This window comes from Aneurinibacillus sp. Ricciae_BoGa-3, from assembly GCF_028421645.1.
In the GTDB taxonomy this organism is placed as follows: domain Bacteria; phylum Bacillota; class Bacilli; order Aneurinibacillales; family Aneurinibacillaceae; genus Aneurinibacillus_B.
Genome location: NZ_CP116887.1, coordinates 1,671,919 through 1,693,034, shown reverse-complemented (window position 1 = coordinate 1,693,034; position 21,116 = coordinate 1,671,919). Strand labels below are relative to the sequence as shown.

The window sequence follows — 21,116 nt, the reverse complement described above, 5'->3', positions numbered from 1 at the left end:
GTGGGACTTGCACAGTCCTACCTTTTGTATAAAAGCGATTCCGCAATGCCAATAAAGTACTCGGATTCCCTGCGAATGTGGTTGAGCACAACAATAGCGGTTTGATTGGTTTTAATTGGCTGGCTGTTGGCCAGGAGATAATTGAGGAATAAAATAAACTGTTGGCTCTGCTCTGCTGCAAAGCAGACTAATTGCATGATTTGTCCGTGCATTTCCGGGCCTACGTGGCTTCCAGAACGGACTACTGCTTCAATGTAGCGTGTGAACAGGCCTTCCGTCTGTGAGAATGCCTGCTCCCACACCTCAAGAGCCTGAACGAACTGGGGTTCCAGGTTGGTCACAAGCGCCCGGATAACCTGTGTGTGTTCCATCTCCTGGCGTTTCCAGAATTGCCCTTCATCCAGAATGCGCAGCGGCATTTTTTCCTCATAAGTAAACAACATACTATCTCCTCCATCCATCTAAGAACGTCTCTCTACCTTATTAAGAGGAAGCCCAGGGCGTGCCTATCCAAAGAAAAAGTCACGGGCGTCGTATCTTTCCGGAAAGGAGGCTTTAACAAACGTATAGGAAGTGGGTATATTATAATAGAGAATAAATATAACCGGAGAATATACAATGCTGACAAATGCTTGGAAAAAAATTGCTACCCTCATAAGTCCCCCTCAACTTTTTGTGATAGGATTTGGAACCCTTATTTTACTAGGGGCATTATTGCTGACCCTGCCTATCTCGACGCGAAATGGGGAAGGGCTATCTTTTGTAAACGCCCTTTTTACAGCGACATCCGCAACGTGCGTAACGGGCCTAGTCGTTGTCGATACAGGTACCACTTTTTCTTATTTTGGACAACTCGTCATTTTAGCCCTCATTCAAATTGGCGGCTTAGGGTTCATGACCGTTGCTTCGCTGTTTGTTTTGATACTGGGGAAAAGAATTTCGCTTCGCCAGAGGCTTCTCATTCAGGAATCGCTTAATCATCTTTCTGTGGGGGGAATTATTCGTCTTATCCGTCACGTGATTGGTTTTACCGTGCTGTTTGAAGGCGTAGGAACGCTTATTCTCGCGCTACGCTGGGCTCCCGATATGGGATGGGGCAAAGCGCTTTACTATGGGCTTTTCCACTCGGTATCCAACTTTAATAATGCCGGGTTTGATCTCGTCGGTAATTTTAAAAGCCTCACCCCTTATGTAGATGATCCCGTTGTCAATATCGTAATTATGATACTTATTATCGCGGGCGGAATTGGCTTCGTCGTTATTGATGAACTCGTGGATTACTTTAAGAGAAAGACAGACAAGCTTTCGCTTCATACGAAGGTGGTTCTCACAACGAATGCAGTATTAATATTCGGGGGAGCCCTGCTGATTTTTTTAATTGAATTCCACAACCCGAAAACACTGCTCCCGCTGAACTGGACAGGGAAAATCCTGGGCTCTCTTTTTCAATCCGTATGCGCGCGTACGGATGGAGCCAATACCTTGCCAATCGGGGATATGCATCAGGCCTCTCTACTTCTGATAATCGTGCTTATGTTTATCGGAGCCTCTCCGGGTTCCACGGGAGGTGGCGTAAAAACCACCACATTTGCTACTTTGCTTGGCGCTATCTGGTCGATGATACGGGGCCAGGGAGACGTGGTGTTTTACAAACAGCGAATTGGGCAGGAGAAAGTATACAAAGCATTAACCCTCGTATTCGCAGCGCTGGTGCTGGTGATCATTGTAACCATGATTCTATCTATTACGGAGAATGCAAACGTCTTTATGATTCTTTTTGAAACCACGTCTGCCTTTGGCACGGTGGGGTTATCAATGGGATTGACCCCCCACCTGACCCCTTTTGGCAGAGTGCTGCTTTCTATAGTCATGTTTGCCGGGCGTGTTGGTCCTCTAACTATTGCTTTCGCGTTAACATGGGATCGCAATAAAAAACATTACCGCTATTCGGAAGGCAAAATTATTATTGGATGAGAAAAACATCGCGGGCCATGCCGTTCTCTTCTTTCCCCTCATAGAAGTTTTACGGCCGCTTTGTGGAACGACGGACGGACCGGCATTAGGGAATCTTGGCTAGCGGCAAGCGTAAGCGCAGGCGATGGCCTTAGATTCCTTTATACCGTTTAGGTGCAACATCTGGGTATTTCAATGATGGAGACAGTTGCCGGTCTTTTTCGCCCTCTGTTCCACACGCTCCACAAGGGAAAGAAAGGTGCGGACATGCGCCTCACGATGTTTTTCTTTGGTGTTTCGGGACCGGAGGTCCCATTAAAAAATCGCTCAAGGCACTTCAACACTGTGGAGCCCATAAACTTTCCATATAAACAAAGAGAAGGGGATCTAGTGGTCCCCATCCCAGAACACTTTAACACCTCAAAGCAACATTTTACCATGAAAAAAGGGACAGCCAGCTGGCTGTCCCTTTTGTGTCCCCTTACGTGTTTGCTTCCTCTACCCCTAATTTTCTGGCGGCATAAGGCGTAGTGCTGGCTTGAAGTAAAATGGTTATCAATATCACGAGAAAGGTAACGGACGCGATTGCATCCGCGTAAGGTACGCCTCTGCCTGCGATCATGCCCGACAGTGCCGCAGGAATCACACCGGTTTCCCGCACCCAGCACATAAATAACATCTCCCGCCACGTCCACTTTGCCTTACGATCCGGCAGAGCGCAGGCGAAAACAGTCACTGGACGCGCCACGAACATCAGGATAATAACAACGGCCAGCCCACCCCATAAATACTTCATAATCATTGCGAAATCCACCTGGCTGCCTAATAGGATAAAGATGAGCATCCGCATAATCACTGTAATATTCTCCGAGAAGTGATGGATTTCCATCTCCTTCTCCTGCATATGAAGCCCGAAATCAGACGAATTGCCCCAGATTAGCCCAGCAACAAAGGTTGCCATAAAGCCGCTCACATGCAGCATGTCCGCTGCCAGATACGAAAGCAGCGCAACAACCAGCATGCCAATAACCGTATAGTCCCGCAGAAAGCCAATCACTACATGAGAAACCAGATAGGCGCCCGCAAATCCGAGGACGGCACCGATCACGATTCCGCCCAGCGCCACTTTTACAAAATCCAGCATGCTTACGCCCACTGAGAGATCACTGGTTCCTACAGCAATTGCCAGCACACTAAAAGTCAGGATAGAACCTGTGGCATCATTAAAAGCCGATTCACTTTCAACCGTTTCGCGCAAAATCGAGCGGATTTTTACTTGTTTAAATACCGGGATTAAAGTAGCCGGGTCAGTGGAAGCAATGATAGAAGACAGTAAAAAGCCAAAAACGAGTGGGATATGTAAGAAGAGATGCGCGGCATACCCGGTAATTATCGCGGTAATAATAACACCAGGAATACTTAATAGGCTTATGGTAGGCCATACCTTCTTTAAAGACTGCAGGCGGATGTTGCGCCCGCCATCAAACAAAATTAAGGTAGCACCCAGAACAAGTATGAACTGATTCATAAATGAGCGGCTGGGTTCAGAGATAAGATGCAGCCCTGGACCAATGAGAATTCCAAGAAGCAAAAACACGGCAACATCCGGGATTTTCACTTTTGCAGCCACTTTTCCGGCTATCATCCCACCGACAAGTATGACAATGAGCAAATAAAGTACGGAATGAATGGCTAACGTAGTCTCTTCCATTTTAAAAACACCTTTCGTTTTAGCGGAATTTATTGTTATTTATAAGTAGTGTACCCCTATTTTAAGGTGTAGAATAAACGATGAAAAGTCTATTTAAGGAGTTGTAGACGGAGATGTCTCAGAAATCGTTCGCAGTAATTGGTTTAGGGCGTTTTGGCAGCAGCGTGGTACACTACTTGCATTCGTCAGGCTATGAAGTAATGGCGATAGACGAAAACGAGGAAAGAGTGCAGATGCATGCCGATAATGCAACCCATGCGGTGCAGGCAGACTCAACAGATGAACAAGCGTTGCAGGAGATCGGCATCCGAAATTTCGATGTGGTGGTTGTAGCCATCGGCGTAGATATTCAGGCGAACATACTTACTACTCTCCTCTTAAAAGAATTGGGTGTTAAGAGAATTGTAGCCAAAGCGCAGAATCCGCGGCACGGGCAGGTCTTATATAAAGTTGGCGCCGACCGGGTCGTATTTCCTGAAAGGGACATGGGAATCCGGGTGGCGCACAACCTCATCTCTCCCAATGTGCTTGATTTTGTCGAACTCTCTCCGGACTATAGTGTAGCCGAGGTCTCCGCTTCGGAAAAAATGGACGGAAAAACGCTTATTGAATTGAATGTACGTGCTAATTTTGGGGTCAATGTAATCGCCATTAAAACGAACCATAAATTTAATATCGCACCAAGTCCTGAAGATACGATCCACAAAGGGGATCTTTTAATTGTCATTGGCCACAATGAGGATCTCAAACGCTTTGAAGAAGAAATCTAAATGAAAATGTAAAGACCAGATTAAGCTAGCGCTCAATCTGGTCTTTCATAGTCCGCAGAATTTTCTTCTCCAGGCGCGATACCTGTACCTGGGATATGCCTAACCTATCGGCTACCTCGGACTGCGTTTGATCCTTGTAATATCTTAAGTATACAATAAGCTGCTCGCGTTCGGTAAGCCTTCCTATCACTTCTTTTAAAGCGATAGAATCAAACCATTTGCTCTCATCCTTATCTGCAATCTGGTCCATCAGTGTGATCGGGTCCCCGTCATTCTCAAACACGGTCTCATGGATAGAAGAAGGCGCGCGATTGGCTTCCTGTGCGTAGACAACTTCTTCAGGCGTAATTTCCAGTTCTTCCGCAATTTCCTTAATCGTGGGCAGGCGGCCGAGTGTTTTAGATAGTTCCTCTTTCTTGCGCCTGACCTTATGCGCGGTTTCCTTTAGTGAGCGGCTGACTTTTACGGTCCCGTCATCCCGCAGGAAACGCTGTATTTCCCCAATAATCATAGGAACCGCGTAAGTTGAAAACTTCACATCGTAATTTAGATCAAATTTGTCAATCGCTTTTAAAAGGCCAATACAGCCAATTTGGAAAAGATCGTCAGCTTCGTACCCTCTATTCATAAAGCGCTGAACGACTGACCATACCAGACGAATATTACTGTTGACCAATGTATCTCGTGCTGTCGCATCTCCGGCCTGGCTCTGGGCCAGCAGTTGTTTAACCTCTTTGTCTTTTAAGTAGGGATGATTCGCATTTCGTACATCGGTTTCCATAGGCGTGTCTCCTAATTACACAACGCTTCATTTTTGGCCAGGTATTTTACCAGGCGGATGCGTGTTCCAAGGTGCAACCCTGTTGAAACTTCCATACTGTCCGTGAAGTTCTCCATAATCGTAAAGCCCATTCCGGATCGTTCGAGCTCCGGTTTCGTCGTGAACAGCGGCTGCCGTGCTTCGTCGAGGTTAGCAATCCCGATCCCATTGTCTTCCACAATAATTTCAATAGCCATGTCGCTGTAAGAGGTCGAGATGGTTACAAGCCCATTCTCATCTTCCTCATAGCCGTGAATAATAGAATTGGTAACAGCCTCTGATACGACGGTTTTAATCTCTTCAATCTCTTCTAGCGTGATATCCAGTCGGGATAAGAAGGCAGCCACCGCGATACGGGCAAAACCTTCATTTTCACTGCGCGCCGAGAATTGGAGGGACATATAATTGCGTTCACTCTTCTTCATTTAAGCCACCCCCAGAACAAGGAGCGCCTCATGCTCGGATTCCTTGATTTTAATAATTTTAAAAAGACCGGATAGCTCAAACAACCGGTAGATGACCGGGTTGATGGAGCAGACGATCATGTCGCCGCCTTTTGCGGTGATCTGCTTATACCTCCCCAGAATCACCCCCAGGCCGGAGCTATCCATAAAGTGGAGGTTCTGCAGGCTGAGAAGAATGTGATACGTCTTATACTTGTCTATAGCGTTTTCCATCTGGGAACGCAGGTCATCTGCTGTGTGATGATCCAATTCACCGTCAAGCCGTACAATTAAAACATCGCCAATTGTTTCCATATCGACTGTTAAACTCATTGGGAAGCCCACTCCTTCACTAAGGTGATAGATGGGTGATTCTACGGCAGAAAGATAGATTCCTGCCCCCCGACAAAACTAGAAAAAAACCGGGAGAATGAGACAGCTTTCCCTTTTCTCCCGATTTATCGCGATTAACCGCCAAACATTCTGCGGGCCGTCCGTGAGAAGATATCCCACCAGTTAGCCCGACCGACCGCATCCGCAGCGACCAGGTCAATGGAGGCCATTGTTCTGCCATCTTTGCGGATGGTTATCTGGCCCAGTTTTTCGCCTTTGGCCACAGGTGCTTTAATATCTTGTTTAATGGTCACGACTCTTTCATAGTGCTCGGCTTTTTGTCCTTTTTTCAGCAGCATGCTGAAGCGGTAAGGAACGATCACATTTACGCTTGCCTGCTTTCCTTTATCCACTTTCACCTGCTGCACAACCTGCTGATCTTTATAAAGGGGCAGCGTCGTGTACTGGTTGAATGCAAAGTCTAACATGGATGAGACTTCCTGATTGCGGACCTTGGAATCTGGTTCACCCATCACAACGGCAATAACCCGCATATTCCCGCGCTTGGCCGTAGCTGTGAGGCAGAATTTTGCTTCACTCGTATAGCCTGTTTTCAGTCCGTCTGCTCCTGTATAGAAGCGTACAAGCTTGTTTGTATTGACAAGCCAAAATGGTTTTTTGGCATCCTTGCGCAGATAATCCTGGTAAATGCCTGTATATTTCGTAATTTGCTCGTGCTTTAAGAGTTCCCTGGACATAATTGCAATATCGTGGGCAGACGAAACATGCCCGGGTACCGGCAGTCCATTACAGTTTTTAAAGGTTGTATCATCCATCCCAAGCTGCTTAGCCCGCTCGTTCATCTTCTGGACGAATGCTTCCTCTGTTCCAGCCATGTGTTCAGCCATAGCAACAGACGCGTCGTTCCCAGAAGCGACTGCAATGCCTTTGAGCATGTCGCTAACCGTCATCTGCTCGCCTGCTTCTAAAAAGATTTGGGAGCCTCCCATGGAAGCTGCATATTCGCTTGTGCGGACCTTATCCGTTAGCTTCATCTCTCCACGATCAATCGCTTCCATAATTAACAGCATGGTCATTACTTTCGTAATGCTGGCGGGCGGCAGAGGCTTATGCCCGTTTTTCTCATAGATGATAGCTCCAGTATCCCGATCCATCAGAACGGCCGATGATGCATTTGGAGCCAGATCTGTTATGTGTATCCCCTTCTGTGCTGTTTTTGGCTTTACTTCAGCGAAGGCTGTATACGGTGACAGGATAAAGAGTGTCGATAGCAGCATGATTAACAGCTTTTTATACATTCGTAGAACCCCTCCATTCAAACTCTTTTTATAGTGTCGCCCGCCCGATTGGTATTATATACATATGCCTTCCATAAAAATGAAAAACGCCGCTGCTTGAAGGCAGTGGCGTTTTTGTGTGTCTGCAAAAGTTGTCATCCATGATGGCCGCAATTTCTATTTTCTCCGATTTTCATTACGAGAAGGCTTGCGTCTTCGATCGCCAGCAATTCATGGTCCTCATGCGGCTTTAAGTGTATAAGCATGCCAGGCGTAAGCCTCACAGCTTCTTCGCCGGCACTGAAAAGAACCTCTCCAGACACCACGGTAACTACCGCGTCGCATGGCGTTTGATGACGGGCAATTTTTTCTCCTGTCTTCACCTGCAGGTTCACGATATCACCCTTATCAAAGGAAAGGACTTTAGCCCGCGCAATTTGTTTTTCTTCAATTAGATTTTTCAATTTAACGACTTGCATGATGGAAGCCTCCTCTAGCTTTATTTGCTCCCATCATACTCCCTGTTTGAATCAGCTGCAGTGATGGTTATCACGTGCGCTTTCAGTTTTCACTTACTGCTTGCTGACAGGGGGTTATGTGGCTGATCGATAAACTTCTCAATCGCAAAGGCTACCCCGTTCTCGTCATTTGTTTTGGTAGTAAAAACCGCGAGTTTTTTGATTTCTTCTTCCGCATTGTGCATGGCAACAGGCACCCCAACGCACTGGAGCATCGATACATCGTTATAATTGTCGCCCAGAGCCATCGTATCTAACAGTGAGATGCCATACTCGTTAGCCAGTCGCTGAACCCCATACCCTTTCTGAGCACGGGTGTCATTGATTTCGATATTGTGGTTCCCTGAGGAAGAGATGCCCAGGCCATAAGGCTGAAGGCTAAGCCCTGCGTCTACGAGTTTTTCTTTGTGGAATGAAAAGGTCAGAATTTTATAGATCTCGATGTCTTCCCTGTTTATCACATCTTCTAAGCGGGCCACTTCTGTGATGCCAGCCTGTTGAAACTGCTTCTGTGCAATGAGGCGCGTCTCCCAATTTTCCAGTTCAGGGTTTGCAGTCTTTAGAATATCGGCCTGAACGGCCAGCATTTTACGTCCACCTTCTTCGGTAAAAGTGGCTTCATTTGTGTATATTTCTGTGTACAGTTCTTGTCTACGAAGAAATTGGATGATATCGAGCGCAAGCTTTTTATCAATCGACACACTGAATACCTGCTCGCCTGCTTCGTTATGTATCGTAGCGCCATTGACCCCGATTACAGGGCAAACAATGCCCGCACGTTTAAGAGGCAATATCGCATCCCGGTACGCGCGCCCTGTTGCAATGGCAAAACGAATTCCTTTGTCACGCGCCCTCTCAATCGCGCGTATATTTTCCTGGCTAATCTCTCCACTGCTCGTAAGCAGTGTTCCGTCCATATCCGATATGATTAACTTCATGCTGCACCGCCTTATTGTTGTTTGAACGTACTCTCCTTGTATTTCCATTTTAATCTTATGCAACCTCGGGAAGCATTTCAAGCAAAGACGGCAGATTTTCACGTATTATGAATGGAAGTCATTAAGAAAGCCTTTACATAGATGAAGAAGAAAAAGCAGGAGCCACAAGCGCTCCTGCAAATTCGATTCAATTTATACACGGCGAACTTTTTCGCCCATAATTTCTTCATTATATAAATGGCATGCCACGAAGTGATTAGGCATCACTTCCTGGAAGGCCGGTTCAACCTTCGCACATGACTCCATTGCATGCGGACAGCGGGTGCGGAAATGGCAGCCGCTCGGCGGATTCATAGGAGACGGCACATCTCCTTCCAGGACGATTCTTTCACGGGTGCGTTCGACCTCCGGATCCGGAATCGGAATCGCTGACAGAAGAGCTTCTGTATAGGGGTGCAGCGGATGCGCGTACAGATCTTCACTGCCCGCAAGCTCGGCTATTTTACCCAGGTACATAACAGCAACGCGGTCACTTATGTGCTTAACCATGGACAGATCATGCGCGATAAACAGATAGGTGAGGCCCATTTTTTCCTGGAGATCCTTGAGCAGGTTCACAACCTGTGCCTGAATGGAAACGTCCAGCGCTGAAATTGGCTCATCGCAGACGATGAATTTAGGCTCGACAGCGAGTGCACGCGCAATGCCAATCCGCTGGCGCTGTCCGCCTGAGAATTCGTGCGGAAACCGGTTGATATGGTCTGGTTTAAGACCAACAAGCTTCAGAAGTTCCTGAATCCGTTCTTTGCGCTTGGCTCCTGATGCCAGATTGTGGATATCAAGCGTTTCCCCGATGATATCCCCGACGGTCATCCTGGGATTTAAAGACGCATATGGATCCTGGAAAATCATCTGCATATCCCGTCGAATCTTTTTCATCTCACGCGATCCGAGTTTGTGTACGTCTTTTCCTTCGAAAAGGACCTTTCCTGCTGTGGCGTCATACAGGCGGAGAATGGTGCGGCCCATAGTGGATTTACCACAACCGGACTCGCCTACCACGCCAAGTGTTTCCCCTTTTTTAATGGTAAAGGATACATCACTTACAGCTTTTACAACGCCTGACCCTACGTTAAAAAATTTATTTAAATGCTGAACCTCAAGGAGATTCTCCTCGCTTGTTTTCATTTTTACAGGGGAATCGGTAGTTTGAACCGCCATTTAAGAGCCCCTCCTTTTTAGATTACTTGGCCTGGGCCATTTTCGCCATTGGGTGGTGCAGCCAGCAAGCCGCTAGGTGACCACCGCCCCTATCTTCCAGTGCAGGGTCATGACTGCGGCACACTTCCATTGCATGTTCACAGCGTGCAAAAAACGGACATCCCACCGGAGGATTAAGCAGATCTGGCGGCGTTCCGATAATAGGGTGAAGAGGTTCATGCTTATTCATATCAAGGCGCGGCACAGATTTTAGCAGGCCCTTTGTGTAAGGATGCTGCGGCTTGTAGAAAATCTCATCCACAGTTCCCGTTTCAATTACCTGGCCTGCATACATAACAACGACCCTGTCACACATATCCGCCACAACCCCGAGGTCATGCGTAATCAGAATAATAGACGTACCTGTTTGATTCTGAAGTTCCTTCATTAATTCAAGTATCTGAGCCTGGATGGTAACATCCAGTGCGGTTGTCGGTTCATCGGCAATAAGAAGCTTCGGTGCACACGCGAGCGCTATCGCAATCATACCGCGCTGGCGCATCCCGCCGGAAAATTCATGCGGATACTGTTTTGCCCGTTTGTCAGGCTGAGGAATGCCAACCATGCGCAGGATTTCAACCGCACGTTTATGTGCATCCCCTCTTGAAAGTCCTTGGTGTTTGATCAAGCTCTCTGCGATCTGGTCGCCTACTTTCATGGTTGGATTGAGCGTTGTCATTGGATCCTGGAAGATCATGCCAACCTCATTCCCGCGGATTTTTTGCATTTCTTTTTCACTTTTTACTAGAAGGTCCTGTCCATTAAAAATGATAGATCCTTGTTTATATACAGCCGGGGGCTGAGGGAGCAGCTGCATGATAGTCTGTGCTGTTACTGACTTTCCGCAGCCGGACTCCCCTACTATTGCAACGGTTTCCCCTTTTTTAACCGTAAAATTAACGCCACGAACAGATTTCACTTCACCCGCATACGTGTGAAAAGAAACATGCAAATCGTTTACTTCTAAAATATTTTCCATAGGTTTTCACCCTTTACATCAGTAGGTTATTTTCTCAGTTTCGGATCAAGTGCATCGCGCAGACCGTCTCCAAACACGTTAAAGGCAAACATCGTAAGCGAGATGAGGAAACCAGGTATTAACAGCTGATAGATGTTGCCAACCAACAGACTAACAAGGCCATCATTTGTCATGGTCCCCCAGCTCGCCATTGGCGCTGGAACACCAAGACCCAAGAAGCTGAGCGTGGCTTCCGCAAAAATAGCGGTCGGTACTGTAAGCGTTACGTTAACAAGTATTGGACCCATCGTATTTGGGATTAAGTGTTTCTTCAAAATCCACCAGGTATTCGCTCCAAGTGCTGTTGCTGCATGCACGAATTCCTGTTCTTTAAGCTGTAAAACCTGTCCGCGTACAAGGCGAGCCATTGGTATCCAGCCGGTTAGCGTCATAGCGATGATGATGGTGAAAAGCCCTTGGCCCATGACAACCATCAACAGAATGACCATCAAGAGGTATGGCACGCCATATAGCACTTCCGCGATACGCATCATAATATTGTCGACGCGTCCGCCTTTCATGCCGGAGATGCCCCCATATATAACTCCAACAAAAAAGTCAATAAACGCGGCCATTAAGCCGATAAACAATGAAATGCGTGCTCCATACCAAGAACGGGTAAACATATCCCGGCCGGATGGGTCGGTTCCAAACCAGAACTGCTTGCCTGGCGGAATATTGGACTTCGTAAAATCCTGGTCATAGTAGGTGTGGCCGCTAATCCATGGTCCGATAATGGCCATTAACGCAAGGATAGCTATTACCCATAGACCTGTCATGGCCAGCTTATTTTGTTTTAAACGGCGCCATACATCCCTCCAGAAAGAGACGCTGGGTCGTTCAATATTTTCCGCATCTTTAAGGTTATCGCTGACACGGCGGAACATATCGGGAGTAAAGTGATCATCCATAATTTGGCGTTCTGGCTGCATTATTTGCTCCCTCCCGTTAATTTAATGCGCGGGTCGATCCATGTGTAGGCAATATCAACAATAAAGATCATAAAGATCAAAATCGCGCTATAGAAAACTGTGGAACCCAGGATGACAGGGTAATCGCGGTTAAAAATGCCTTTAACAAACATTTCCCCCATTCCCGGAATCCCAAAGATATGTTCGATAACGAAACTGCCTGTTACAGTGTTGGCAATTAGAACGCCCATTACCGTTACTACCGGCAGGATGGCATTGCGAATCGTATGTTTGAGTATAATTACGCTTTTAGAAAGCCCTTTAGCTTTGGCTGTTTTGATATAATCTGCATTCAATACTTCTAACATGCTGGAGCGCATTAAGCGGGCAAGAAAAGCCGTTGGCAGCGCTGCAAGTGAGATCGATGGTAGAATCGTATGTTTCCATGTGCCCCATGTAGCTGCCGGAAGCAGGTTCCATTGAACGGCAACATAGTTAATTAATACAGCCGCAAGAATAAAGCTTGGGACCGAAATTCCAATGATTGCAATAATCATAGAAAGGTAGTCAGGCCATTTGTTCTGATACAGGGCGGCAGTTACCCCAAGAACCAGTCCGAAAATAAGCGACATAATTAACGCTTCGATACCTAAGAAAAGAGAGATTGGGAACCCCTGACGAATATAATCATTTACACTCATAATATTTGATTTTAATGAAGGACCGAAATCAAGTACGAGTAGTCTTTTTAGATAGAGAAAATATTGAATATACAACGGCTGATTTAACTGGTAATAATTCATTAAATTTTCAAAAACGCCTGGCGGCATTTTTCCTTCTTTTGCAAAAGGGTTTCCTGGGATGATATGCATCATGATGAATGTTATGGTAATAACAGCCCATAATGTTAATATAGCCCAGCCCAGTCGCTGCAGTGTATACTTAAACACAGTATACCCCCCATTCAATCCATATTTGTAATCTGTATGATAACAGATTTAAAAAGGATGTGGGGTATACCCGAGTTGGGTATACCTCCTGCACATCCAAATCAAAATTATTTCATTTCTACATACTGTAATTGTGGATAACGGTTAACTGGAACATATACGCCAGTTACATTGGATTTCAGCATAAATGGTTTGGTGTATGCATAAATCGGGATAATTGGTTGGTTGTCCATGAACAGCTTCTCAGCTTTGTGCAGGTCATCTTCACGCTTTTTATTGTCGAGTTCATTTTTTGCAGCGGTTATTAACTTGTCATACTCAGGGCTTGTCCAGCCCGTGTCATTTTGTGTACTTACAGAAGTCCACATATCTTCAAACGTCATTGGGTCAACGAAGTCCGAAATCCAGCCAGCGCGTACCACATCATAATCAAGCTTGTGCTCGCGGTCGATGACAACCTGGAAATCAGCGTTTTCAAGCGTTGCATTTATGCCAAGATTTTTCCGCCACATTTCTTGAATCGCTTCAGCAATTTTCTTATGGTCGTCACGCGTATTGTACAGAATTGTAACTTTAGGCATAGAAGTCATGCCCTCTTCTTTCAGACCTTGCTGCAGCAGTTGTTTTGCAGCTGTCACGTCTTCTTTGAAGTATGGCCCGCTTACCTGGTTAAAGTCTTTGCCGGTTGACTTTTCGATGTATCCCGGTGGAACCATACCATACAGAGGTGTTTGTCCACCTTGGGCTACGCTGTCAACAATGGTTTTACGGTCAATTGCCATTGCCAGCGCTTTACGCACTTTTACATTATCAAACGGTTTCTTTTTTGTATTGATACGGTAGAAGTAAGCAGAGAACTCAGGTGAATTATGGAATTCCGGGTTGTTGCTGTTTTTCATTTGGCCAGTTACTTCTGTTGGGAGCGTGTAGGCAAGGTCTAACTGGCCTGAACGGTACATTTGCCATGCGGTGTTTTCATCCTGCAGCATGGCAAAGCTAATGCCGTCAATTTTTACGCTTTGTTTGTCCCAGAAGTTTTCATTCTTCACAACTTTGACATCCTGCTTGTGGTTCCATTCGGAAAGCTTGAACGGTCCATTAGACACAAACGTTTTAGCATCGTTCGCCCATTTTGGATTTGCAGCCTGGACTTTTTTGTCAACCGGATAGTACGTATAGAAGTTACAGAGCTCAAGGAAGTAAGGAGTTGGTCCATTAAGCTCAACTTTCAACGTCTTATCATCAACAGCTTTAACCGCTACAGCATCCTGCAGTGCCTGGAGTTTCTTCGGATCTTTTTCTTTTGTCGTGTTGTATGCCTCTGCGCCTTTTATGTAATACAGCTGGTAAGCGTATTCCGAAGCGGTAGATGGATTCAGCGCATATTTCCAAGCGTATTCATAGTCTTGGGCAGTTACCGGATCCCCATTGGACCATTTAAGGCCATCGCGAAGATGGAATGTATAGGTTTTGCCATCTGGTGAAATATCCCATTTTTCAGCATCACCAGGTACAACTTTCGCATTTTTATCAAATCGGGTAAGCCCCTCGAACGTGTTCTCGAGCACCCAGCTGTCATGTGTTCCTTGTGCTTTGCCCGGCTCAAGCGAGCCCGGCTCTTCAATGTTGTTAACGCGCAGGATTTTGCCGCCTGTAGAACCGCTGCTGCTGCCATTATTTGCTCCGGGTGATGCGCTGTTTCCGCTACCGCTTGGTCCGCAAGCCGTAAGCCCAATGCCACCAGCCATTACAAGACTCATTAAAACTGGAACTGACTTTTTCACTTAAATTGACCTCCTCTAAATTTCTTTTATATAAGCTGGGAATAGACAGGGTTTATCCAACCGTGTCCTCCAGCTCTTCATACCTTACATACGAGAATGAATCCTTATACTGTTTGAGTTCAATTGACACTTCCGCCGACACAATCCCATCAATCGTTGACAGGTCTTCATTGACAAACGAAACAAGCGCGTCATTTGATGGAAAATAAGCTTGAATTATCAAATCATTGCGACCGGAAAATGCTCCGATGAAACGAACCGGCGGCAGCTTGCCTAATTGCAAAGCAACCTGCTCCTGGCTTCCTAACTTGGTAGACATTCCGATAATGGCTTGTACATCCAGCCCTACTTTTTGAGGAACAGTATGGATAATAAATTCGAATACTTCATCTTCAAGCATCCTGTTTATGCGCGCCCGTATTGTGCCTTCACTTACACCTAGCTGGCTGCCCATATCCGTATAAGCACGTCTGGCATCCTCCTGAAGCATTTGAAGAATCTGAAAATCCAAAATGTCCAATTTCTTCAAACCTAGCACCCCCTCCTCTATCTCTACTTTATGAATGACCATTCACCCTGAATAATAAATACGATTATAGCATTATTCTGAAATAAATCTACGTATTTCGAAAATTTATTTCTTACTGAGCATTATTAATATAAAATAGTGTTAAAGATTTGTAAATAGATAAATCTATTGTTAATCTAATGGTAAGCGTTTTCAATGTTAGATAATCTTACAAATTCTTAATAAAAAAGAACCTCTCGACGCTGAGAGATTCGTAATTTAATCCTTAATTACCATGATGTTTAAGCCTTTTCTATTACTTTGGCAATCAAATTTTGCGATATGGGTTGATTTGGCGAAATATGATACGAATTGCGTATAATTTTGCGGGCCTCTTCAAGATTTTCCGTATTATTCACATGAATAGCAGCCAGGGTATCCCCTTTCTCCACCCGATCGCCTACCTTCTTATAGAGCACAACACCTACAGCCATATCAATCGATGATTCTTTGGTTTCACGTCCCGCGCCAACATGCATGGCAGCCAGCCCTACTGATTCTGCTTCAATGGCTGATACATAACCGGCAGAATCGGCTGTCACCCGTTCGATTCTTTCCGCACTCGGCAAAAAGTCATCCGGGCGGTCGATTGCCTCAGGATTTCCTCCCTGTGCTTCGATAAAACGCTTAAAGGTATGGATGGCTTCTCCGCTTTGAATGATCGCCTCCAGTTTGTTCCTTCCTTCCTCGTACGAGCCAGCTTTCCCGCCAAGTACAAGCATATGAGCTCCAAGCGTAAGCGATAAATCTGTGAGATCCGAAGGTCCCTCTCCGCGCAACGTTGCAATCGCTTCCTTTACCTCGAGCGCGTTGCCTACCGCAAAGCCAAGCGGCTGCTCCATGCTGCTTATAACGGCAATCGATTTACGGCCCACCGCCTGCCCGATGTTCACCATAGTCCGGGCTAAATTCTCTGCATCTTCCACCGTCTTCATGAAGGCTCCGCTGCCGTATTTAACGTCGAGAACGATAGCATCTGCACCGGCCGCAATTTTCTTGCTCATAATCGAGCTGGCAATGAGGGGAAGCGAATCCACTGTCGCCGTCACATCACGCAAGGCATAAAGCTTCTTATCGGCGGGTGTCAAGTTGCCGCTCTGGCCAATTACGGAAAGACCGCAGCTATTGACGGCCTCAATAAATTGGTCACGTGTAAGTTCTATGTGGAAACCCGGAATCGATTCGAGTTTATCTATCGTTCCGCCTGTATGGCCAAGCCCCCGTCCGGACATCTTGGCAACTGGCACCCCGGCAGCTGCGACCAGGGGGCCCAGCACGAGTGTGGTCGTATCCCCTACTCCACCGGTTGAATGTTTGTCAACCTTTATACCCTTAATGGCTGACAGATCGATTTTGTCCCCCGATTTTACCATTGCATCCGTCAGGGCGGCTGTTTCTTCCGGCGTCATGCCGCGGAAGAAAACAGCCATCGCCCAGGCGGACATTTGGTAGTCCGGAATTGACCCGTGGGTATAGCCGTTAATAAGACAGCCGATTTCTGCATCGGAAAGGGAACGGCCGTCCCGCTTTTTCTGAATAATATCCACGGCTCTCATTCTGGTTTCATCTCCTTCAATACCGATGTGACGAGCTGGATAAATCGGGGGCGCGTGCGGTTGGCAACTTCGACCACCTGCTCGTGTGTAAGGGGCTCCAGTTCCTCGCCAATAGCCATGTCTGTAACACAGGATATACCAAGCACTTTCATGCCTACGTGCCGGGCTGCAATTACTTCTGGCACAGTTGACATACCCACGGCATCTCCTCCAAGGCGCGCAAGCATAATCAGCTCAGCAGGTGTCATATAAGTGGGGCCGCTGATGCCGGTATACACGCCTTCTTGAATGGTTATGCCAAGTTCCCTCGCCTTCTGTCTGGCCAGCTGTCTGTATTCCGGTGTATAGGCGGTGGACATATCCGGAAATCTCGGTCCAAACTCCTCAAGGTTTTTTCCGATTAATGGATTGCTGCCTGTCAAATTAATGTGGTCAGCGATAATCATCAGATCGCCAGGGGAAAAACTCCGGTTCATCCCCCCGCAGGCATTCGTAATAATGATAGAATGGATGCCAAGCTGGCGCATCACATACACAGGGAATGTTACCTGCTGCATCGAATAGCCTTCATAGAAATGGAACCGCCCCTGCATGGCAGCTACCTGTTTGCCATTTAGGCTTCCAACTACCAGTTTTCCTGCATGCCCTTCAACCGTAGAGACCGGAAAGTGGGGAATCTCGCTAAAATCTATTTTTACGGCATCTTCAATTTCTTCAGCAAGCACACCGAGACCTGAACCAAGAATAAGGCCAATCTCCGGTTTGATTTTGACGCGAGCGGATATAAAATCCGCCACCTCCTGAATTTCTGCCAGTCTGTTTGCCATGGTACAGCCTCCTGTATTTATAAAACTTGGCTGGCGCCCCCTTAGGGTAAGCCATCCGCCTTTTGTACGATTAAGTAATAAAGCCCTGCCCCGACTTAGGGCGGGCAGAGCAGTTTGATTACATCTCTTCAATTATGCCTTTTACCAGCGAAAGGAATTTATTCTTCACTTTCTCGGCTGTTTCCATTACTTCGTCATGAGAAAGCGGTTGGGGCAAAATGCCTGCTGCCATGTTGCTGATGCATGAAATACCCAGGACATCAATTCCACAATGACGGGCTACAATGACCTCGGGGATCGTGGACATGCCAACTGCATCACCGCCAAGTATGCGGATCATGCGGATTTCAGCGGGTGATTCATAGCTAGGCCCTGTCATGCCAGCATACACACCCTCTTGAAGGGAGATGCCATGGTTAGACGCGACTCTCCTGGCCACTTCCCGCAGCTCAGGCGTGTATGCTGTCGACATATCTGGAAAACGAACGCCAAACGCCGGATCATTAGGTCCAATGAGCGGGTTTTGCCCGGTTAAATTGATATGGTCAGTAATCAGCATTAAGTCACCAGGCGAGAAAGTTTCGTTTACGCCACCGGCTGCGTTGGTCACAATAATGCGTTTTACCCCCATAGCTTTCATCACCCGGACAGGGAAGGTGACAGCCTCCATGCTGTAACCTTCATAGAAGTGAAAGCGGCCCTGCATAGCGACCACATGCTTTTCTTTAATGGTGCCAATAACGAGCTGCCCTTTATGGCCTTCCACGGTGGACACAGGGAAGTGCGGAATGTCACGGTATGGAATAACTGTCGGATTTTCTATTTCATCTGCAAGTACCCCCAGCCCTGAACCAAGAATTAAGCCAATTTCCGGGCGTATTTGAGTTTTTCCTTCTATAAAAGTCTGTACTTCTTTGATTTGTGTTTGATTTGGCATAATGGTTCCTCCTGTTTCATCCCCTGAATATCGTACAATTTCAACTTTGCTGCCCTGTAACCTGGGCGAGAAAACTGTTGCCAATCTTCGGCTTTTCTACATGGAAGTTGTCTGCTATCGTCGCCCCGATATCTGCGAAAGTGGAGCGAATGCCCAGACTTTCACCTTGAGTAAGCCCGTTATGATAGACGAGGAGCGGCACGTATTCGCGTGTATGGTCGGTTCCATGGTGGACCGGATCGTTCCCATGGTCGGCTGTAATGATGAGCAGGTCGCTATCCTCCAGGGAATCCAAAATTTCAGGAAGCCGCTTATCGAATGCTTCAATCGCTTCCCCATAACCGATAGGATTTCTTCGGTGGCCATACATCGCGTCGAAATCTACAAGATTCACAAAGCTAAGGCCTTTAAAATTCTCCTTCATTGTCGCAAGCAACTTGTCTACCCCGTCCATATTGGACTTTGTTTTGATTGACTGCGTTACGCCTTCGCCTGCATAAATATCCGAAATTTTCCCGATAGCGATAGATGCAAGGCTTGCGTCTTTCAACCGGTTCATCACGGTTTTGTCTGGTGGTGTAACTGAGTAATCGTGGCGGTTCGCCGTACGGGTAAAGTTGCCCGGCTGACCCACAAACGGGCGGGCGATAACGCGGACTACGGCATGTTCGTCAGAAAGCGTAAGCTCACGGGCCACTTCACAGATGCGGTACAGTTCGTCCAGCGGAATAATTTCTTCGTGCGCAGCCACCTGAAATACGCTATCAGCTGATGTGTACACAATCACATCCCCTGTACGCATATGTTCCTCACCGAGTTCTTCAATAATTTCGGTTCCCGAAGCAGGCTTATTGCCGAGCACTCCACGTCCAATCCGCTGTTTAAAAGGAGCCAGCAGGCTGTCTGGAAATCCATTGGGCCATGTTTTAAACGGCGTCTTAATCTCAAGGCCCATAATTTCCCAATGTCCAGTGGTTGTATCTTTGCCACGTGAAATCTCCCTCATCTTGCCAAAGAATGCCGCGGGCTTATTTACTGCTTCAACACCTTTGAGAGGCTCGATTCGGCCAAGGCCCAACCGGGATAAGTTGGGTACATTGAGGCCGTTCATTCTTTCGGCAATGTGGCCAAGCGTATGGGCGCCTGTATCATTATATTCTGCGGCATCCGGCAGTTCACCGATACCGACGCTGTCCAGCACAATTAGAAAAACGCGGTTAAATTCTTTCATGGTGCTCGTCCTCCTTGAAGTTAAAATAAGGTACTCCGTCTATCCAGGAAGTACCTTGATCTACTACGCTCTAGGATGCGCCTTGGCATACACTTCTTTGAGCCGGGAGCGCGTGACATGCGTATAAATTTGCGTAGTTGAAATGTCCGCATGGCCAAGCATTTCCTGTACGGAGCGCAGGTCGGCTCCATTTTCCAACAGGTGTGTGGCAAACGAATGCCTCAGTGTATGAGGCGTTATCTCTTTATCAATTCTCGCCACCAGGGCATATTTCTTTATGATTTTCCAGAAGCCCTGCCGGGAAAGCCTCCGTCCATGATGATTGAGGAAGAGGGCATTTTCGCCCGCCCTTTTGATCAGGTACGGCCGCCCGCGCTCTATGTAGGATCGCACATTTTCCACGGCCAGTCTTCCTAGAGGAATGATGCGCTCCTTAGAACCTTTGCCCATGCATTTTACAAATCCCATACTCAGGTTAATATCGGTAACCTCCAGGCTCACCAGCTCTGTTACCCGGATACCCGTGGCATACAGCAGCTCAAGCATCGCCTTGTCCCGCTTGCCGGCAGGCACGTCCAATTTTGGCCCATTCAACAGCAGTTCGACTTCATGTACAGACAGCACCTGGGGCAGACGCTTTTCGATTTTCGGAGATTCAAGGTTGACACTTGGATCGTGATCGATAAATTTCTCCCGCAACAAAAACTGGTAGAACGCACGGATCGAAGCCAGATTGCGGGATAAGGTAGCGGTTGCACGCCCTCTCTCCTGCAAATCCAGAAGATAGCTCATGATCTGCATGCGGCTCGTGTCATTCAGGCTGTCAAAACCCTGCCTATGGATATATTCACAGTAGGATGCCAAATCCCGTTCATATGATTCGAGCGTGTTATTCGCCAGCCCTCTCTCCACCGTTAAATAATGGATGAACTGGGTGATCAGACTCTTCATTACAATTCTCCTCAAACTCCCGATAATGTATTCCTATTCAACGATAACTATTCAACACCAAACAGCTGTTTCCTTCTTTATCCTGTGAATTTATTCTCCATTCCAGTAAAACTCGAGCAAACGGTTTTTGGTGCCTTCAAAAGAAAGAACGCTGTCCGAATGGTATTTTACCACTTTTACCGCTTTTCCCTGCGGTTCTTTATAAGGATTCGTTGGCCGAATTTTAGCATTTATGTATGATACAGCGTTATAAAAAATAAAGGTACAGATGAGAAAAAGGCATATATATTTTATTGCTTCCTGTGCTCTGCGGTATGAAATATACATAGGTTTCACCGT

22 protein-coding genes are annotated in these 21,116 nt (G+C 46.8%); 2 read left to right on the top strand and 20 right to left on the bottom strand.

All coding sequences use genetic code 11. The features are described from left to right. Window positions 1-17: 17 nt before the first annotated feature. A complete protein-coding gene (locus tag PP175_RS08710; RefSeq protein WP_272442369.1) occupies window positions 18-443 on the bottom strand; it encodes a DUF2935 domain-containing protein in 426 nt (141 codons plus the stop codon). 175 nt (window positions 444-618) lie between these two features. Between PP175_RS08710 and PP175_RS08705 the strand changes: the two genes are divergently transcribed. Beyond that, window positions 619-1,974 (top strand): TrkH family potassium uptake protein, encoded by a 1,356-nt coding sequence (locus PP175_RS08705; protein WP_272442368.1) that lies wholly within the window; start codon window positions 619-621, stop codon window positions 1,972-1,974. 460 nt (window positions 1,975-2,434) lie between these two features. Here PP175_RS08705 and PP175_RS08700 read toward each other — a convergent pair whose 3' ends face one another. Then, window positions 2,435-3,664: a cation:proton antiporter gene (locus tag PP175_RS08700; protein WP_272442367.1), complete on the bottom strand. Its 1,230-nt coding sequence runs from the start codon at window positions 3,662-3,664 to the stop codon at window positions 2,435-2,437. A gap of 113 nt (window positions 3,665-3,777) precedes the next feature. Here PP175_RS08700 and PP175_RS08695 point away from each other — a divergent pair, with 113 nt between their 5' ends. Then, a complete protein-coding gene (locus tag PP175_RS08695; RefSeq protein WP_272442366.1) occupies window positions 3,778-4,434 on the top strand; it encodes a potassium channel family protein in 657 nt (218 codons plus the stop codon). 25 nt (window positions 4,435-4,459) lie between these two features. Here the strand turns inward: PP175_RS08695 and sigF are convergent, their stop codons facing one another. The 18 genes from sigF to PP175_RS29860 all read right to left on the bottom strand — a co-directional run bounded on the left by sigF (window position 4,460) and on the right by PP175_RS29860 (window position 21,104). Beyond that, entirely contained in the window at window positions 4,460-5,215 is a 756-nt protein-coding gene (gene sigF, locus PP175_RS08690) for an RNA polymerase sporulation sigma factor SigF (protein WP_272442365.1), read from the bottom strand. A gap of 11 nt (window positions 5,216-5,226) precedes the next feature. Further along, on the bottom strand, window positions 5,227-5,679 hold the full coding sequence (gene spoIIAB, locus PP175_RS08685) for an anti-sigma F factor (protein WP_272442364.1): 453 nt from the start codon (window positions 5,677-5,679) through the stop codon (window positions 5,227-5,229). After that, complete coding sequence (spoIIAA, locus tag PP175_RS08680; protein WP_272442363.1) at window positions 5,680-6,030, bottom strand: anti-sigma F factor antagonist; 351 nt, start codon at window positions 6,028-6,030, stop codon at window positions 5,680-5,682. A gap of 134 nt (window positions 6,031-6,164) precedes the next feature. Continuing rightward, the gene (locus PP175_RS08675; RefSeq protein ID WP_272442362.1) at window positions 6,165-7,349 is read right to left on the bottom strand and encodes a D-alanyl-D-alanine carboxypeptidase family protein; all 1,185 of its coding nucleotides are present in this window, start codon (window positions 7,347-7,349) and stop codon (window positions 6,165-6,167) included. A 134-nt stretch (window positions 7,350-7,483) separates the two neighbouring features. Next, on the bottom strand, window positions 7,484-7,807 hold the full coding sequence (locus PP175_RS08670; RefSeq protein WP_272442361.1) for a cupin domain-containing protein: 324 nt from the start codon (window positions 7,805-7,807) through the stop codon (window positions 7,484-7,486). 89 nt (window positions 7,808-7,896) lie between these two features. Then, window positions 7,897-8,784, bottom strand: a complete 888-nt coding sequence (locus PP175_RS08665) for a Cof-type HAD-IIB family hydrolase (protein ID WP_272442360.1) — start codon at window positions 8,782-8,784, stop codon at window positions 7,897-7,899. Window positions 8,785-8,976: 192 nt separating this feature from the next. Beyond that, window positions 8,977-10,005 carry an ABC transporter ATP-binding protein gene (locus PP175_RS08660; RefSeq protein ID WP_272442359.1) on the bottom strand — a complete coding sequence of 343 codons (1,029 nt, stop codon included), beginning with the start codon at window positions 10,003-10,005 and terminating at the stop codon, window positions 8,977-8,979. Window positions 10,006-10,027: 22 nt separating this feature from the next. Then, window positions 10,028-11,023: an ABC transporter ATP-binding protein gene (locus PP175_RS08655; protein ID WP_272442358.1), complete on the bottom strand. Its 996-nt coding sequence runs from the start codon at window positions 11,021-11,023 to the stop codon at window positions 10,028-10,030. Window positions 11,024-11,049: 26 nt separating this feature from the next. Next, window positions 11,050-11,994, bottom strand: coding sequence for an ABC transporter permease (locus PP175_RS08650; protein ID WP_442870432.1), 945 nt, complete (start codon window positions 11,992-11,994; stop codon window positions 11,050-11,052). Further along, window positions 11,994-12,923, bottom strand: a complete 930-nt coding sequence (locus PP175_RS08645; protein ID WP_272442357.1) for an ABC transporter permease — start codon at window positions 12,921-12,923, stop codon at window positions 11,994-11,996. Before PP175_RS08645 ends, PP175_RS08650 begins: the two co-directional genes overlap by 1 nt. A gap of 107 nt (window positions 12,924-13,030) precedes the next feature. Then, on the bottom strand, window positions 13,031-14,707 hold the full coding sequence (locus PP175_RS08640) for a peptide ABC transporter substrate-binding protein (protein WP_272442356.1): 1,677 nt from the start codon (window positions 14,705-14,707) through the stop codon (window positions 13,031-13,033). 52 nt (window positions 14,708-14,759) lie between these two features. Continuing rightward, window positions 14,760-15,236, bottom strand: coding sequence for an Lrp/AsnC family transcriptional regulator (locus PP175_RS08635; protein ID WP_272442355.1), 477 nt, complete (start codon window positions 15,234-15,236; stop codon window positions 14,760-14,762). Between the two features lie 281 nt (window positions 15,237-15,517). Then, window positions 15,518-16,831 (bottom strand): pyrimidine-nucleoside phosphorylase, encoded by a 1,314-nt coding sequence (locus PP175_RS08630; protein WP_272442354.1) that lies wholly within the window; start codon window positions 16,829-16,831, stop codon window positions 15,518-15,520. Further along, window positions 16,828-17,658, bottom strand: a complete 831-nt coding sequence (locus tag PP175_RS08625; protein ID WP_272442353.1) for a purine-nucleoside phosphorylase — start codon at window positions 17,656-17,658, stop codon at window positions 16,828-16,830. Before PP175_RS08625 ends, PP175_RS08630 begins: the two co-directional genes overlap by 4 nt. A 118-nt stretch (window positions 17,659-17,776) precedes the next feature. Continuing rightward, window positions 17,777-18,595 (bottom strand): purine-nucleoside phosphorylase, encoded by an 819-nt coding sequence (locus PP175_RS08620; RefSeq protein ID WP_272442352.1) that lies wholly within the window; start codon window positions 18,593-18,595, stop codon window positions 17,777-17,779. A gap of 40 nt (window positions 18,596-18,635) precedes the next feature. Further along, entirely contained in the window at window positions 18,636-19,826 is a 1,191-nt protein-coding gene (deoB, locus tag PP175_RS08615) for a phosphopentomutase (protein ID WP_272442351.1), read from the bottom strand. Between the two features lie 63 nt (window positions 19,827-19,889). Then, window positions 19,890-20,777 (bottom strand): site-specific tyrosine recombinase XerD, encoded by an 888-nt coding sequence (xerD, locus tag PP175_RS08610; protein ID WP_272442350.1) that lies wholly within the window; start codon window positions 20,775-20,777, stop codon window positions 19,890-19,892. Between the two features lie 90 nt (window positions 20,778-20,867). Next, a complete protein-coding gene (locus PP175_RS29860) occupies window positions 20,868-21,104 on the bottom strand; it encodes a DUF4227 family protein (protein WP_442870431.1) in 237 nt (78 codons plus the stop codon). Window positions 21,105-21,116: the final 12 nt, after the last annotated feature.